This window comes from Legionella oakridgensis ATCC 33761 = DSM 21215 (assembly GCF_000512355.1).
Lineage (GTDB): Bacteria > Pseudomonadota > Gammaproteobacteria > Legionellales > Legionellaceae > Legionella_A > Legionella_A oakridgensis.
The window spans coordinates 502078-518947 of record NZ_CP004006.1; the positions used below are offsets into that span (position 1 = coordinate 502078).

The following is a 16870-nucleotide window of genomic DNA, read 5'->3' on the forward strand; positions in this document are numbered from 1 at the left end:
GTAGGTTACAATCAAAATCATTTTATCCCAGGCATGCTGTCATGCATCTTAAGCAATTAAAATTGGCAGGCTTTAAGTCGTTTGTTGAACCCACGGTCATTCCATTCCCCAGCCAGCTGGTGGCTATCGTTGGGCCGAATGGTTGCGGAAAATCAAATATTATCGATGCAGTGCGTTGGGTTATGGGGGAAAGTTCGGCAAAAAGTCTTCGTGGGGAGTCAATGACAGATGTTATTTTTAATGGCTCCTCTCACCGCAAGCCAATTGGACAAGCATCGGTTGAATTGATTTTTGATAATAGTTTGGGCCGTTTGACTGGACAATATGGTAGTTATCAGGAAATTGCAGTTAAACGGGTGGTCACTCGTGATGGTGATTCCTCGTATTATCTTAATGGCATCCGCTGCCGTCGTAAGGATATCAATGATATTTTCTTAGGAACCGGGGCGGGAGCCCGTGGTTATGCCATTATTGGTCAAAATATGATTACGAGCTTGATTGAAGCCCGTCCTGAAGAATTAAGAGTTTATTTGGAGGAAGCCGCCGGCGTCTCTAAGTATAAGGAGCGTCGACGAGAAACTCTGCAACGAATCACTCATACCCGCGAAAATCTGGAGCGTGTAGCAGATATATGCGAAGAGTTGAGTAAGCAGCTTAGCCGCTTGGAACGGCAGGCAAAAATGGCGGAAAGTTTTAAGTTATTAAAAGAAAAAGAACGTTTATACAAAGCGGAAATTTTTGCAATGAAATGGCGCGCATTGAATCATGAACGGACAAAAATTCGTGAGGAAATGCAGCAAATTATACTGCAGCTTGAGCAGCATCAAAGCAAACTGAGTGAGCTAAGGAAAGAAGAATTATTGACTCAGGAAACCCTACATGAGGGCAGTGACGAGTTGCAGAACCTTCAAATGCAAGTCTATCAATTGAATCTTGAAATTGCTCGTCTTGAAGAATTCATCCAGCAGCGGCAACGTGAAAAGCAGCGATTATTGGAAGAGAAAAAACAAATGGAATCAGATTGCCAGCTGGCTATAGAACAACAAAAACAAGACAGGGAATTATTACAAACAGACACAGAGTCTTTACATGTTCTGGAAAAACAATTGCATACGCTGCAGGCGGCATTTGCTGAAAATCAGACCGTATTAACGCAAAAGCAGCACGAGGAAAAGCGTTGGAATGCTCAATGGCATCAGGTGAATACCGAGTATGTCACGGCGCAAAAGAAAGTAGACATTGAAAAGGTGCATTTGCAGCACATAGAGCAACGTCGTCAGCAAGCGTTATTACGACTAGAAAAGGTAAAAGACGAATTGTCTTTTTTTGATATCAAAGCACTGAAAGACGCGTTGTTAGTAAAACAGACCGAACAGGCTGATTTGCTTAAAGAACAGGAAAGCCTCATCGATGAATATCAAAAAACAACCGGCAAAAATACCGTCTTACGACAGCAAATTGCTGAAATTGAACAGCAGCTTCGGCAGCTCGCAAATACGGTACAATCCTTAACGATGGAGCAAGCCGCTTTACAAGCGGCACAACACTCGGCATTGCAAACGATCAATGAATCTTTTGCACACCCACAATGGAAAAATGCATTACGCCTCGTGGATGCCATGAAGGTGAGTGATAAATGGTCCCGTGCTTGTGAGTTGGTATTGGGAGATGGAATGCATGCGATATTGCTGGATTCTACGGCTTTTTTACAAACGCTAGCTCCTGGTTTGCATGGTACTTCTTCCATATTTGTTGTTGAGGCTGAGAAAAGTAAGAATAAAACACCATATCCGCGATTGGCTGATATGGTTGAAGGTGCAATTCCCTGTTGGCATAATTTGCTGGAGCATGTGTTTGCCGCAGAGACTTTGGAAGAGGCTTTACAATGGCTGCCCTCTTTAAATTCCAGTCAGTCCGTTGTTACGGCTGATGGTTACTGGCTTGGAGTCGGATGGGTAAGAAGCACGAATTTTACAAAAGAAAATCAAGAAGGATTGCTTAAAAGGAAGCAATTGCTTGATGAGGTAAGTCAAACTTTGACGACTGCACAATTAAATTTAAAGCAATTGCAGGATAAGCATGGTGCGATGCATACACAATTAAAAGATGGCCAAGCAATAGAAGAACATTTAAAACAGCTTATCTCTGAAAAGAGACATGAATTACAACTTTGTGATGCAGCAATTCATAAAAATCAGCAATCGATGGAACAAGCTTTACTTCGCACCAGAATTTTAACAGAAGACATTGAAGAATTAGAAAATCTTATTATTACACTCACAGAAGAACAATCTCAATCCGAATATAAATGGCAAATAGCTACACAAGATTCTACTCATTATGAACAACAGAAAAAACAATTAGAGGTTGAAAAAAACAATGGGAGGACGGTTTTTTTGAGTGTCGGCAAGAAGTAGAAAAAATAAAGAGCGCTTTGCATGAAACTGAAATGCATCATGAAAAGAAAAAATAAAAATACAGCAAGTTCACGAAAATTTGCAACGCGAAGTTCTGCGTATTGATACTTTGCAACAACGATTAGAATCACTGTCGGCTCGTTGCCTGGAGATGGATTCTGCGGGCGATGACCACAAACGATTGCTTGAGCAGACTGTCCTGCGGCATCACGAATTTGATGAGCAATTAAGCAAACGCCGACAAAAGGTAGAAGAATTGCAAGTCAAAAACAACCACCTTGCCCAGTTTGGCAGGAACTTGGAACAGCAAATAAAAACAATTCAGGAAACTATTCAGCACCAACAAATGCAAGAGCAGGCATTGAGTATCCACGCAGATAATATGATAGAATCTTTATCGGAATTAAACACACAACCTGAGGATTTGCTGAATAATTTGCCAGTTAATCTGACATTGGAAGAGCGCGAAAGGGATTTATTAGAAGTCAGTGATAAAATCAGTCGTTTAGGGGCGGTTAATCTTATTGCCATTGAGGAATATGAAACAGAATTGCAACGCAAGCTCTATTTGGATAAGCAGCATCAGGATTTGATGGAAGCTTTAACAACGCTTGAACTGGCAATTGCTAAAATGGATAAAGAAACACAACAACGTCTTCAAGAAACCTTCGAGCAAATTAATGCATCATTTCAATCACTTTTCCCTCGACTTTTTGGCGGCGGACGTGCCACATTACAATGGACATGTGATAATCTTTTAGAAGCGGGCATTTTAATTATGGCACAACCACCCGGGAAACGTAACAGTACGATTCATATGCTATCTGGTGGTGAAAAGGCAATGACAGCGGTGGCATTGATATTTGCTATTTTTCAATTGAACCCGGCACCATTTTGCATGCTTGACGAAGTGGATGCGCCACTGGATGATGTAAATGTGCGGCGTTTTTGTGAATTGGTAAAGGAAATGTCCCAATGGATTCAATTTTTATTTATTACCCATAACAAGAATACTATGGAATTGGCTGAACATTTGATTGGGGTAACGATGCGCGAGCCAGGGGTATCTCGAATCGTTGCGGTGGATGTGGAGCAAGCCTTGTCTATGAATAGGAGTTAATGATGCAGGCAAATTGGAGTTTAATTCTTAATGTCCTGTTATTAATTGGGGTATTTATCGCGATCGCTCGTATGATGAAGGCAAGGCGAACCAATGCAAAGGTCGCATATCGACAGCCATCCGTTGGAGCGCCGGATACAACCGTTCATGATAAACAACAAGACGATATTATTGCAGTACGTAGAGTAATTCGTGAGGAACCGATAGAACCCTCTAACATAAAACCCGCGAGTATAAAACCTGCGAGTATAAAACCTGCGAGTACAGAACCAAAAGCAGCGCCGGTAAAAGCCGTTGATGCGCCCTCGTCTATCATGATGTTTTTGCTGGCAAAGGAAAATCGACAATTAGCCGGTTATGAATTGTTACAGACCGTACTTTCGGCAGGATTGCGTTTTGGTGAAGGGCATCTCTTTCATCGCCATCAGCATCCTAATGGCCAGGGGCCAGTGCTGTGTAGTCTCGCTGCGGCTACAAAAACTGGAGTTTTTGATTTGCAAAATATCGGGGCATTTAGCGTGCGCGGGCTTTGTATTTTTATGCAGGCCTCAGGTAATCCGGTTGTTGATCGTGAACGGTTCTCCATTATGTTGGATACGGCAAAGCAATTAAGCGAAGGATTGGACACTCATTTGCTTGATGATAAACGTCAACCTTTCTCAGACACCAGCCTTCAACGTTATTACCGTTATTTAAATCTTGGTGAGGAATGTGAACAAACCGCCTTGGCTTAAAGTATATCCTCACTATGTAACTTTACAGATTAAAGTTAAACCGGGAAGTAAAGAAAACCAGATATCTATTGAATCGTCAGGGCAGCAGTTGTTATTGTCCTTACAAGCCGCTGCATGTGAGGGAAAGGCAAATAAAATGCTTATAAAATACTTGGCTAAGCGCTTGCGTGTGCAGCAAAAAGATATTTTGATTCAAATAGGTAAAGAAAGTCGTAATAAAGTCATACGTATTTTGACGGAGGATAGGAATCAGGAACAAATCGTTGAATGGTTAATGACGAATATTGCAATAAAATAGGGCGGGTATACTCACAGCAATTGAGATTTCAGCTGGGCGCAAATGAATGAGTTGAGGAAGTGTACAAGCAGTACATGACTGATGACGAATGAGTTTGCAATAACGCCGAAATCTCAAGTACGAAGAGTATACCATGCTTTCTCATAATTTATTTATAAAATGGCTATGAATATGAATTTAGCTGAAATGTCATCTTTGCTGAACATCCCTGATAATCAGGATATCCATTTAACCGGAGTTTGTATTGATAGCCGGACCGTGGAACCTGGAAATTTGTTTGTTGCCATACGTGGCGAACGGTTTGATGGGCATAATTTTATTTCAGAGGCGGTTGCACGAGGTGCTGCTGCGGTACTATGTATGACTAGATCACCGGCGGTCAAGGTACCACAATTGGTTGTTGAAGATACAATACAAGCGTTGGCAATCATAGCAACTTACCATCGCCAACAATGCCCCTGTGGTGTGATTGCTTTAACAGGCAGTAACGGGAAAACAACCGTCAAAGAAATGATTGCGGCAATCCTACCTAAACCATCACACGCGACCTTGGGAAATTTGAACAATCACATTGGCGTGCCTCTGAGTGTATTAAAGCTTCAGGCGGAGCATCGCTATGCTGTATTTGAGTTGGGGGCAAATCATCCTGGAGAAATTGCTCATACCGTGGCAATTGTGCAGCCGCAAGTGACACTGATCAATAATATAGCTCCAGCTCATATTCAGGGGTTTGGTTCTATCGAAGGGGTAGCTGATGCCAAAGGTGAAATCCATCAAGGCCTTGCTCCAGGTGGAGTGGCGGTTATTAATGAGGATGATTCGTTTGCTCATTATTGGGATGCCCTGTTAGCTGATAAGCGTATTTTACGTTTTTCTATGGTTAAGCCCGCGGCAATTCATGCTCGCGATATTCATTATAATGAGAGGGAGTGTGCTCGTTTTATATTAGTGGTACCTGATGATGAGGCTGAAATCCAGTTAAAAGTGCCTGGTGCTCATAATGTGAATAATGCCTTGGCAGCAGCCACTTGCACGTATGCGCTGGGTATTCGTTTAGCCGAGATTGTTTCGGGACTAAATCAGTTTTCCGGGGTATCAGGTCGAATGACTTATCGTACTGGTAAAAATAATTCCGTCATTATTGATGATACTTATAATGCCAATCTGCGCTCTGTGTTGGCGGGACTTACTGTGCTTGCAAAATATAAAGGCCGGCGTATTCTGATTCTAGGAGATATGGGCGAATTGGGCGAGTGGACTAAAGCTCATCATGAGGAAATAGGGATGGTGGCGCGTCGTCTTGGAATTGATGCCATCATGACTTGTGGGCATCATAGCCAATATACATCCCAGGCCTTTGGTTCACATGGAAAACACTATGATAATCAAGAAAGACTGGTAGACGAGTTATTAAATCAGTTGGATTCAAACACGACGGTGTTAGTAAAAGGGTCTCGATCGGCGGCTATGGAAAAGGTTGTGCATCAATTGATTTAAGTGAGTCGATAGCTCATTCATAATAATTAAGACGAGGTATGTTTAAATGCTATATTGGATAACGCAACTTTTACAAGGACAGTACCATGCGTTCAGAGTGTTTCAATATTTAACATTTCGCTCCATTTTGGCTGCTTTAACGGCATTGTTGGTTGGGCTTTTTTGTGGTCCGATGACTATTCGTTGGTTGCAAGGATTGCAAATTGGTCAAATGGTTCGGGACGATGGACCGAAAACGCACTTGGCGAAAGCCGGAACGCCAACGATGGGCGGAGTGCTGATTTTATTAGCTATTACGGTTAGTACATTGCTATGGGGTGACTTGCACCAGGCAAGCTTATGGTTAGTATTATTAGTAACTCTCAGTGTTGGGCTTGTGGGATGGGTAGATGATTATCGCAAAGTGGTATTGAAAAACAGTAAGGGGTTACCGGGTCGCTGGAAATATTTTTGGCAATCTGTCATTGCACTGATTGCTGTTTTTTATCTGTATTTTAATGCCAGTATGCCTATTCATACGCAATTGACAATTCCTTTTTTTAAAAACTGGTTAATCAATCTTGGACCGCTTTTTCCAATTTTTGCTTATTTTGTGATTGTAGGCAGTAGTAATGCTGTGAATTTAACCGATGGTTTGGATGGGCTGGCAATTATGCCAATTGTTATGGTCGGGGGAGCATTAGGTGTGTTTGCTTATGCAGCAAGCAATGCGGTTTATGCTCATTATCTTGCCATCCCTTTTGTTCCCAACACGGGGGAATTAACTATTTTTTGCTCCGCGATCGTGGGCGCAGGGTTGGGGTTTCTCTGGTATAACACGTATCCTGCACAAGTTTTTATGGGAGATGTTGGCTCATTGTCCTTAGGGGCTGCACTGGGTATTGTTGCTATTGTTATTCGGCAGGAACTAGTCTTGCTGATTATGGGAGGGTTATTTGTCATTGAAACGCTATCGGTTATTTTACAAGTAGGATATTTTAAATATTCAGGAGGAAAGCGATTATTTCGCATGGCTCCTTTACATCATCATTTTGAACTGAAAGGATGGTCCGAACCAAAAGTGATTGTGCGTTTTTGGATTATGACGGTTATTTTTGTATTGTGTGGCTTGGCGACGTTAAAACTTCGCTAAGTTTCCTTGAGGTTTTGCTGTGATGCGCATTGAAGTATTCATTCTAGGCAAACCCGATAAAGATTTACGGTGCGGGAAATAGTTCGGTGGTCCCGCGAGCTGCAATATGCATTTAGAGGTGGATATGCAATCATCGCTTCATTTGGTCGCAGGTTTAGGAAAAACTGGTTATTCCATTGCCCGCTATTTAAGTCGCAGGAATCTGCCTTTTGTCGCTTTTGATACTCGTGCGAATCTTGCCGGTGTGGATGAATTTCGTAATGAATTTCCAGGCGTTGATGTATTTTTGGGCCAATTTCCCAAGTCTTTATATAGCCAATTGTCCGGAATCATTAGTAGTCCGGGAGTTTCGCTCGATGAACCTATTTTTCAAGATGCTTTAGAAATGGGAATTCCTGTTTTTGGTGACATTGATTGTCTTGCACGTGAAGTGGATGCTCCAATCATTGCTATTACGGGGACTAATGGTAAATCAACAGTAACGACGTTGGTGGGTGAAATGGCAAAGGCTTCCGGTTTATCAGTTGCTGTTGCCGGAAATATTGGTTTGCCGGTGCTTGATATACTGGATGTCGGTGTTCGTTATGACTTATGGGTGCTGGAACTATCCAGCTTTCAACTGGATTTGACCTATTCTCTTGCGCCCTTGGCTGCGACTATTTTGAATATCACCCCTGATCATTTAGACAGACATCATACGCTTGAGGCTTATGCCAAGGCAAAACAGCGGATATATAGAAAGGCAGAAATTTTATTGTACAATCGCAAAGACCAGCAGACTTTCCCCGATGCAAGTCTGGGTGGACGACGGCTTGTCAGCTATGGATTAGATGCTCCTGAAGGTGATCATTGGGGTCTCATTAATAAAAATGGCATCAATTATATTGCTCATGGCCAGGAATGTTTGTTACCCGTCGATGTTTTGCATATCAGAGGAAAGCATAACTGGCTGAACGCCATTGCAGCTTGTGCCTTGGCTGATGCAGCAGGCATTGAACCGAGTTTTATGACGGAGGTTTTGCAACGTTTTGCGGGATTGCCTCACCGTAGCCAATGGGTGAGAACCATAGATGGAGTGGACTGGGTAAATGATTCCAAAGGAACCAATGTGGGGGCTACGATTTCATCCATTGCAGGGATTGGTGACTCGATAGAAGGTCGAATTGTATTGATAGCTGGTGGTCAGGGAAAAGGAGCTGATTTTTCCGACCTGCGCCAGCCAGTGGCGGATTATGTTCGTACCGTGGTGTTGATTGGTGAGGATGCTCCTAAAATAGAAAAAGCTCTAAGTGGCATTGCGCCGATATTCCATGCTTCTTCTCTTGATGATGCGATTCATGTGGCCAAATCTCATGCGAAGCAAGGTGATGTAGTGTTACTCTCGCCTGCTTGTGCCAGTTTTGATATGTTTCGCGATTTCAATCATCGAGGCGATGATTTTATTGCGGCGGTAAATGCATTGTGAGCACAATGCGCCCCCGTCATCTGAATCAACGCGGAAAGCCAACCCATAAGCCAATGGCTCTTTATGACAAATGGTTAATCTTGGCGATTGTAGGCCTGATTATTATTGGGCTTATGATGGTATCTTCCAGTTCAGTCATGATTTCGACAAAATATTATCATCAACCATTTCACTTCCTGCTTCGACAAGTTGCTTATCTTTTTATTGGCGTGTTAGTGGCCCTGGTGATTATACGTACCGACAGCAGCGTTTGGGAAAAGTATAGCGTCCCAATTCTTCTGGGGTGCTTGTTTCTTTTAATCATTGTATTAATCCCTGGCATAGGTCGTATGGTGAATGGCAGTCGACGATGGCTTGCTTTCGGGCCTATTGGTATCCAAGTCTCGGAGCTTGCCAAAGTGACCATGATTTTTTATTTATCAGGTTACTTGGTACGCCAACATCAACTTGTTAATCAAAGCATCATCGGTTTTATAAAACCCATGATCATTCTTGGCGTATTTTCTTTTTTGCTGCTGTTAGAGCCAGATTTTGGAGCAACGGTGGTTATTTCTGTCACTACGATGGCCATGCTGTTTTTGACGGGAGTTAAATTTCGGTATTATATCGGTTTATTGTTAATCGTAGGTGGTTGTCTGGCTGCGCTTGCCATATCATCTCCTTATCGATTGTCACGAGTGACAGCATTTCTTGACCCTTGGGCTGATCAATTCAATACGGGCTATCAATTGACGCAATCATTAATTGCATTTGGACGTGGTGGCTGGTTTGGAGTAGGATTAGGGGATAGTGTGCAAAAATTATTTTATTTACCAGAAGCACACACGGATTTTTTATTTGCAGTATTGGCAGAGGAGTTGGGGCTAGTTGGGATTCTGCTGGTTTTAATTTTATATAGTATATTAGTGTTTAGAGGGTTTATGATAGGATTCAATGCCTATTCTCTCGGACGGTTTTTTGCTGCTTACACGGCTTATGGTATTACATTTTGGCTGGGATTTCAGGCGGCAATTAATATGGGAGTCAATGCCGGGTTGCTTCCCACCAAGGGGTTGACATTGCCACTAATGAGCTATGGGGGAGCCAGCATGATGGTGTGTATTTGTGTCGCAGCATTATTGCTGCGGATTGATCATGAGAATCGCTGGCAATTCTTAGGATTGCGGTCGTAGACACTGTTATAATAAAGCTTGTCAAGGAATGACGTTAACTATCGAACTCGTGGCTTATTAATAGGGGGAATGCGGTGAATAACAACGAACATTTTCAATCTCCAAGGATGGGGAGAGTAGAGCATATACATTTTATAGGCATTGGTGGGGCCGGCATGTGCGGTATTGCAGAAGTATTGCATAATGAAGGTTATCACATCACTGGCTCAGACCTAGGTGAAACACGTGTTGTCCAACATTTAAGAGCACTGGGTATTATCATTCACATAGGCCATCGCGTAGAAAATATTATTGGTGCGGATGTTGTGGTGCGCTCAACCGCAGTTGATGATAATAATCCTGAGATTATTGCGGCTCAAGAGCAAATGATACCTGTTATTCCGCGTGCCATGATGCTTGCTGAATTAATGCGTTTTCGCCAAGGCATTGCAATTGCTGGGACACATGGTAAAACGACAACCACCAGCTTGGTTAGCAGTCTTTTGGCCGAAGGCGGTTTTGATCCGAGTTTTGTTATTGGGGGTAAGCTAAACAGCCGTGGAACAAACGCACAATTAGGAAAATCCGCCTATTTTGTTGCCGAAGCAGATGAAAGTGATGCTTCATTTTTATTTTTAAAACCAACCATGGCTGTTGTGACCAATATTGATGCAGATCATATGGGTACCTATGGGAATGATTTTGAGAATTTGCGTAAGACTTTTATTAAGTTTTTACATCACTTACCCTTTTATGGTTTAGCAGTACTTTGTATTGAGGATGAGGAAGTACGGCGCATATTGCCAGCGATTCAACGTCCAACCAGAACATATGGTTTTTGTGAGGGAGCGCATTATCGTGCTGTTGATTGGAAGCAAAGTGGGTTGTTGAGCGAATTTGTTGTTCATCGTCCATCTCCTTATAAACCATTGTCGATCCAATTTAAGTGGCCTGGCCGTCATAATGTATTAAATGCTTTGGCATCGATAGCGATTGCAACCGAACTTGGGGTGGATGATGAATCCATTCGACGAGGGTTATTTCAATTTCAAGGGGTTGGCCGACGTTTTCAAATGTTGGGAGAGCGACGCTTCACACGAGGAACGGCCTTGGTTATAGATGATTATGGTCATCATCCACAAGAAATTCTTTCTACCATTGAAGCGTTTCGTTCGGTTTGGCCGAATAAACGTTTGATTCATGTGTTTCAACCTCATCGTTACAGTCGGACTCAATCGCTTTTTGACCGATTTGTAGCCTCATTAAGTCTCGCGGATGAACTGCTCTTATTTGATATTTATTCTGCTGGGGAAGCCGTAATTCCAGGAGTAAGCAGTGAACTATTGGCAAAAGAAATACGCAATCACTTCCCTAAAGTGACGTTGGTCAATGAACAAAATCTTGAGCAAGTTTTGGATGGTATAATTGTCGATGACGATGTGATTTTAATGCAGGGTGCTGGGAATATTGGGCAAATGGCTTTAAATCTGATGCAAAAACTGCGAGAAACAGCATGAACGGATCTGAATTAGCAACCAAAGAAACAGTGCTTTCTCAAGGCCAGTTGCTATTAAATGAGTCCCTTGCCGATTATACGACCTGGCGAGTTGGCGGCAAGGCAGCAAAATTGTATAAACCTGCTGGTATTGCCGATCTATCTTCTTTTCTTGCGACCGTGCCTGCGGATGAACCTTTACTTTGGTTGGGGTTAGGCAGTAATACGCTCATCAAGGATAAGGGATTTCGCGGTACGGTGATTTTGACCCAAAACTGCTTGAATGAAATTAGCTTAATGGACGCCAATACGGTGTATGTAGAAGCCGGTGTTTCATGCGCAAAAATGGCTAGGTTCTGCGCGCGAAATAATCTCACTGGTGGCGAGTTTTGGGCAGGGATTCCCGGAACCATGGGCGGTGCGTTACGTATGAACGCTGGCTGCTTTAATGGAGAAACATGGCCATTAGTCATTGAAGTTGAAACCATGATGCGAGATGGTAAAATACGCCGTCGCCAGGCGCATGAATTTGATTTTTCTTATCGTTCTGTTTCCGGATTAGCAGAAGAAGAATGGTTTATTTCTGCTACGTGTCGGTTACCTTCAGGTGATAAAGAGAAATCCATGCAGATTATTAAAGAATTATTGGCGAGGCGCGCTGCAACTCAACCAACGAGTGAGTATAATTGTGGTTCAGTATTTAGAAATCCGCCGAATCATTATGCTGCAAAATTAATCGAATCCTGTGGTTTGAAGGGTAAGCGCCTTGGTGGTGCTGTGGTTTCGGAAAAACACGCCAATTTTATTATTAATCATCAGGGCAGCGCATCGGCAAGAGATATTGAAGAGTTAATTCAATTTGTACAAAACACCGTGTATGAGCAAACAGCCATTAAACTGATCCGCGAAGTACATATCATTGGAGACGAATAATGTCCAATCTTATTAATCTGGTATTGCTCTATGGGGGTAAGTCTGGCGAGCATGAAGTTTCCTTGGTTTCAGCCGCATCTGTGTTGGCAAATCTGGATGCATCACGTTATAACATCATACCCGTTGGGATAGACAAAGAAGGTTGTTTTTTTTGAATCAATACGAAGAGCTCCTGCTTTATAAGCATGCTCTGCCTGTTACGACTCCAAACTCCAAACCTTTACCCAGCTTGATTAAGGATGGGCGTCTTGCGATTGCTGCAGACGTTGTTTTCCCAGTTGTCCATGGACCGCTTTATGAAGATGGTTGCTTGCAAGGATTATTAAAATTGGTCAATGTTGCTTTTGTTGGTTGCAGTGTATTGGCGTCCGCAATTGGCATGGACAAAGATATGGCAAGACGATTGGCTTGCAAAAATGGCTTAAAATCAGCACGTTATCGCTTGCTTTCCTGGCATTCCCAAGCGTCTGAAATGAAATCATTATGTCAGCAAATTGCTGCTGAATTAGGTTGGCCATTGTTTGTCAAACCATGTTCAATGGGCTCTAGTGTGGGTATCCATAAAGCAAAAAATATGGATGAACTATTATCTGCTATTGATGATGCCCGACGTTATGATGAAGAAATTCTTATTGAGGAATTTATTTCAGGACGGGAAATCGAATTGGCCGTGTTGGAAAATGTTATTCCTACGATGGCTCCGAAGGTAAGTATTGCTGGCGAAATCTGTGTGCATCATGTAGACGGATTTTATTCTTATACAGCAAAATATCTGGAAAGTGACCAAACTGAATTACATGTTCCCGCGCAACTGGACGAAGCATTGCTATTGCGACTGCAGCAAACTGCAGCCGACGTCTTTATCACACTTAAATGCAAAGGTATGGCACGAGTTGATTTTTTTGTCAGTGATGATGGACAAATTTATTTTAATGAAATCAACACATTACCTGGGTTTACCCCTATCAGCATGTACCCTAAATTATGGCAGGCAAGTGGTTTATCCTATTCTGCATTAATGGATCAATTAATTCAGATTGCCATGGTCCACCATCATAATCGTCAGAAATTAGTAACGCACTATCAATAAATTTCGACAAATAGTATATGCACAAATGGAATAGATGAATGGAATGGATAGGATGGGATAAGGCAAAATTACGTTTTATGTGTCTTTTGGGATTACTCATCGCTTGTGCATTATTATTATCGGGACGCTTGATTTATTTATTCCTGGCAGATGCTCATCGGTTTCCAATCAATACGGTTAAAATTGTGGCCACCTATCAACACATCACGCGCAAGCAGCTCGAGGAAGTGTTGACCAAATATCTCAATGCCAGTTTTTTTTCATTGCCAGTCAAACAATTACACACCGATTTGAGTACATTGGCATGGACAAAACAAGTGAGTGTTGTACGAATTTGGCCTGATACTCTTAAAATTACATTAACTGAAAAAACGCCTGTTGCCATATGGAATGATTCTTTTTTAACAAATGATGGCGAATTATTTCAGCATGAATTTGATCAAAATAGTGTGGAGCTTCCCCGATTATCTGGCCCTGAGAATCAGCAACGAGATGTCTTACAAATTTATCAAAAATTGAGTAAGATATTATCAAAATATGGCTTACGGGCTACTTCATTGCAATTAAGTAATAACCAAGCTTGGGAGCTTTCCTTGGAAAACGGTGTGCAGCTGCGTTTGGGGAAGCGAGATATGGAGCGGCGCCTGCAACGTTTTTGTAGTGCCTATCCTGCATTGTTTGCGGATAAACCCGAGCAGCTGTCTAGTGTTGATTTGCGTTATGCGCGTGGGATGGCGGTGCAATGGAAACAACAAACGGGAAGATAATGGCTAAAAAATCGGAAAAAAATATCATCACTGGTTTGGATATTGGAACATCTAAAGTTGTTGCTCTAGTAGGGGAGGTAACAGCGGATGGAACAATTGAAATTATTGGAATTGGCCGGCATCCTTCACGAGGGTTAAAACGGGGCGTGGTGGTCGATATTGAAGCCACCGTAAATTCTATCCAGCGTGCAGTACAAGAAGCGGAATTAATGGCGGGTTGTGAGGTGCGTAGTGTTTATACGGGTATAGCAGGCAGCCATATTCGCAGCCTTAATTCACATGGAATCGTTGCTATCCGTGATCAGGAAGTGTCACAGGCGGATATTGATCGAGTTCTTGATGCAGCAAAAGCAGTTGTTATTCCCGCTGATCAAAAAATTCTCCACATCCTGCCACAGGAATTTATTATCGACAATCAAGGCAGCATTCGTGAGCCAGTTGGCATGGCGGGTGTTCGGCTAGAAGCTCGAGTCCATATTGTTACAGGAGCAGTTAGTGCCGCACAAAATATTGCCAAATGCGTGCGTCGGTGTGGGTTGGAAGTTAACGATATTATCTTGGAACAGCTGGCTTCTAGCCACGCAGTATTAACGGACGATGAAAAAGAATTAGGTGTTTGCCTGGTTGATATTGGCGGGGGCACGACGGACATTGCCATTTTTTCAGGGGGCGCTATTCAACATACCGCAGTAATTCCAATTGCTGGCGATCAGGTGACCAATGATATTGCAGTGGCCCTGCGTACACCCAGTAAAGCGGCTGAAACCATCAAGTTAAACTATGGTTGCGTGATGTCCGAACTTGCCAATGCAAATCAAATGATAGAAGTTCTTAGCGTCAATGAACGCCCTGGTCGTAAAATTTCCGCCAAGGTGCTTTCAGATGTGGTGTCTGCACGTTATGAAGAGTTATTTGCTTTGGCGCGTAATGAATTAAGACGCAGTGGCTTTGAAGATCTAGTGGCTGCAGGCATTGTGTTAACTGGCGGAGCATCCAATATTAAGGGAGCAATTGAATTGGCTGAATTATGCTTCGAAATGCCTGTGCGTCATGGGTGCGCGCATCAGATTTCCGGATTAAATGAAGCTTCTACAAATTCCTCTTTGGCAACGGGCGTAGGCTTATTACTTCATGGCTTCCAACAACAATACGAAGGTGGTTATAATGTCCCTGTACTGAGTGATGGTGCCAGTGGCATATGGACCCGAATGAAAAATTGGTTTCAGGGCAACTTTTAAAAAATATACCCACAGCAATTGGGTTTTCGGCAAGGCGCAAATGAACGAGGCGAAGGAGTGTACACACAGTACATGACTGAAGCCGAGCGAATTTGCAACATAGCCGAAAACTCAAGTGCGCAGAGTATATAAGGCAGCGGATCAACTTGAACCACGAGAGGTATAGTAATGTTTGAATTAATGGAAGGCCAGCAAGACAATGCCGTAATCAAAGTCGTTGGTGTTGGAGGTGGCGGTGGCAACGCCGTCGAACACATGGTTGTGGAAAACATAGATGGCGTGGAATTCATCTGTGCTAATACGGATGCTCAGGCACTTAAAAATTCCAATGCTAAAATACATATTCAGTTAGGCGATCAATTGACCAAAGGATTAGGCGCTGGTGCTAATCCCCAAATTGGGCGTGAAGCCGCAGAAGAAGATCGGGATCGAATTAAAGAAGTGTTGCAAGGTGCCGATATGGTGTTTATTACCGCAGGGATGGGTGGTGGAACGGGCACCGGTGCTGCGCCTGTTTTTGCTGAGGTGGCGAAAGAGTTAAATATTCTCACGGTCGCCGTGGTTACCAAGCCATTTTCTTTTGAAGGCAAACAGCGTGCATTGGCCGCCGAGGAAGGCATTCGCCGTTTGGCTGAACATGTAGATTCGTTAATAACGATACCCAATAACAAATTGCTTAGTGTATTAGGTAAAAATATTAGTTTATTAAATGCTTTTAAAGCTGCAAATAATGTTTTGTTGGGTGCAGTTAAAGGCATTTCTGATCTGATTACTCGTCCTGGTTTGATTAACGTGGATTTCGCCGATGTGCGTACCGTGATGTCGGAAATGGGAATGGCTATGATGGGAACAGGCAGCGCTAAAGGAGAACAACGAGCGCGTCAAGCTGCAGAAGCTGCAATTGCTTCACCATTGCTTGAGGACGTTAATTTCTCCGGAGCGCGTGGTATTTTAGTGAATATCACTGCTGGTTTGGACATGTCCATTGGCGAATTCGAAGAGGTAGGCGATGTTGTCAAAGGGTTCATTTCTGATGATGCAACGGTTGTTGTTGGAACAGTCATTGACCCAGAGATGACTGAAGAAATGCGTGTTACGGTAATTGTGACTGGATTGGGTGATGCAAGACAGCGTCAATCTCAGCAAAATGCTGCTGGAAGAGCCCGTTTAGTGGAAACGAGACGAGGTGACGGATCTTTGGATTACGAACAACTTGACCGACCTGCAGTTATCCGCAAGCAATCTGTTGCTGCCTCGGCTGCAAAGCCAGAGACTGAGGCTGTAGCGGATGTTGATTATCTGGATATCCCAGCGTTTCTGCGTCGGCAGGAAGAAGGTTAACGTAAAAACGGCCTGTAGGCCGTTTTTTCATTTAATTATAGAAAACCTTATTGGGGGAGTGGCAAGGCAATATCATGCCATTTTGATTAACAAATGCTCTTATGATGTGGCTATAATTTTGTCATTTCCGCGCAGGCGGGAACCTATTTTTATGATGAGTTGACATTGTTTGCAAGATGGATTTCTGCCTGC

Annotated in this window: 11 protein-coding genes and 2 pseudogenes; all 13 read left to right on the plus strand. The window is 42.9% G+C overall.

What is annotated here, in order from left to right; all coding sequences use genetic code 11:
* Positions 1-41: 41 nt before the first annotated feature.
* Positions 42-3537: pseudogene (gene smc / locus LOA_RS02520) on the plus strand (chromosome segregation protein SMC).
* Positions 3538-3539: 2 nt separating this feature from the next.
* The gene (locus LOA_RS02525) at positions 3540-4271 is read left to right on the plus strand and encodes a cell division protein ZipA C-terminal FtsZ-binding domain-containing protein (RefSeq protein ID WP_025385006.1); all 732 of its coding nucleotides are present in this window, start codon (positions 3540-3542) and stop codon (positions 4269-4271) included.
* On the plus strand, positions 4249-4569 hold the full coding sequence (locus LOA_RS02530) for a DUF167 domain-containing protein (RefSeq protein ID WP_025385007.1): 321 nt from the start codon (positions 4249-4251) through the stop codon (positions 4567-4569). Before LOA_RS02525 ends, LOA_RS02530 begins: the two co-directional genes overlap by 23 nt.
* 171 nt (positions 4570-4740) lie before the next feature.
* Positions 4741-6066 (plus strand): UDP-N-acetylmuramoyl-tripeptide--D-alanyl-D-alanine ligase, encoded by a 1326-nt coding sequence (locus LOA_RS02535; protein WP_025385008.1) that lies wholly within the window; start codon positions 4741-4743, stop codon positions 6064-6066.
* Between the two features lie 46 nt (positions 6067-6112).
* The gene (gene mraY / locus LOA_RS02540; protein WP_025385009.1) at positions 6113-7198 is read left to right on the plus strand and encodes a phospho-N-acetylmuramoyl-pentapeptide-transferase; all 1086 of its coding nucleotides are present in this window, start codon (positions 6113-6115) and stop codon (positions 7196-7198) included.
* 124 nt (positions 7199-7322) lie between these two features.
* Entirely contained in the window at positions 7323-8663 is a 1341-nt protein-coding gene (gene murD / locus LOA_RS02545) for a UDP-N-acetylmuramoyl-L-alanine--D-glutamate ligase (protein WP_025385010.1), read from the plus strand.
* Positions 8664-8668: 5 nt separating this feature from the next.
* Positions 8669-9835 carry a putative lipid II flippase FtsW gene (ftsW, locus tag LOA_RS02550; RefSeq protein ID WP_035893080.1) on the plus strand — a complete coding sequence of 389 codons (1167 nt, stop codon included), beginning with the start codon at positions 8669-8671 and terminating at the stop codon, positions 9833-9835.
* A 74-nt stretch (positions 9836-9909) separates the two neighbouring features.
* Positions 9910-11331, plus strand: a complete 1422-nt coding sequence (gene murC, locus LOA_RS02555) for a UDP-N-acetylmuramate--L-alanine ligase (protein WP_025385011.1) — start codon at positions 9910-9912, stop codon at positions 11329-11331.
* On the plus strand, positions 11328-12242 hold the full coding sequence (gene murB, locus LOA_RS02560) for a UDP-N-acetylmuramate dehydrogenase (protein ID WP_025385012.1): 915 nt from the start codon (positions 11328-11330) through the stop codon (positions 12240-12242). Before murC ends, murB begins: the two co-directional genes overlap by 4 nt.
* Positions 12242-13332, plus strand: a pseudogene (locus LOA_RS02565) (D-alanine--D-alanine ligase family protein). The gene murB and the pseudogene LOA_RS02565 overlap by 1 nt, the downstream one beginning before the upstream one ends.
* Before the next feature lie 38 nt (positions 13333-13370).
* A complete protein-coding gene (locus LOA_RS02570) occupies positions 13371-14099 on the plus strand; it encodes a cell division protein FtsQ/DivIB (protein ID WP_035893082.1) in 729 nt (242 codons plus the stop codon).
* Entirely contained in the window at positions 14099-15337 is a 1239-nt protein-coding gene (gene ftsA, locus LOA_RS02575) for a cell division protein FtsA (protein WP_025385013.1), read from the plus strand. The genes LOA_RS02570 and ftsA overlap by 1 nt, the downstream gene beginning before the upstream one ends.
* 168 nt (positions 15338-15505) lie before the next feature.
* Entirely contained in the window at positions 15506-16678 is a 1173-nt protein-coding gene (gene ftsZ / locus LOA_RS02580) for a cell division protein FtsZ (protein ID WP_025385014.1), read from the plus strand.
* Positions 16679-16870 lie beyond the last annotated feature (192 nt).

Bases quoted from the DNA above. Each gene is read 5' to 3' on its own strand.
- mraY (WP_025385009.1), top strand. From the start codon at position 6,113: ATGCTATATTGGATAACGCAACTTTTACAAGGACAGTACCATGCGTTC.
- murD (WP_025385010.1), top strand. From the start codon at position 7,323: ATGCAATCATCGCTTCATTTGGTCGCAGGTTTAGGAAAAACTGGTTAT.
- LOA_RS02525 (WP_025385006.1), top strand. From the start codon at position 3,540: ATGCAGGCAAATTGGAGTTTAATTCTTAATGTCCTGTTATTAATTGGG.
- ftsA (WP_025385013.1), top strand. From the start codon at position 14,099: ATGGCTAAAAAATCGGAAAAAAATATCATCACTGGTTTGGATATTGGA.
- ftsZ (WP_025385014.1), top strand. From the start codon at position 15,506: ATGTTTGAATTAATGGAAGGCCAGCAAGACAATGCCGTAATCAAAGTC.
- LOA_RS02535 (WP_025385008.1), top strand. From the start codon at position 4,741: ATGAATTTAGCTGAAATGTCATCTTTGCTGAACATCCCTGATAATCAG.
- LOA_RS02570 (WP_035893082.1), top strand. From the start codon at position 13,371: ATGGAATGGATAGGATGGGATAAGGCAAAATTACGTTTTATGTGTCTT.
- ftsW (WP_035893080.1), top strand. From the start codon at position 8,669: ATGCGCCCCCGTCATCTGAATCAACGCGGAAAGCCAACCCATAAGCCA.
- murB (WP_025385012.1), top strand. From the start codon at position 11,328: ATGAACGGATCTGAATTAGCAACCAAAGAAACAGTGCTTTCTCAAGGC.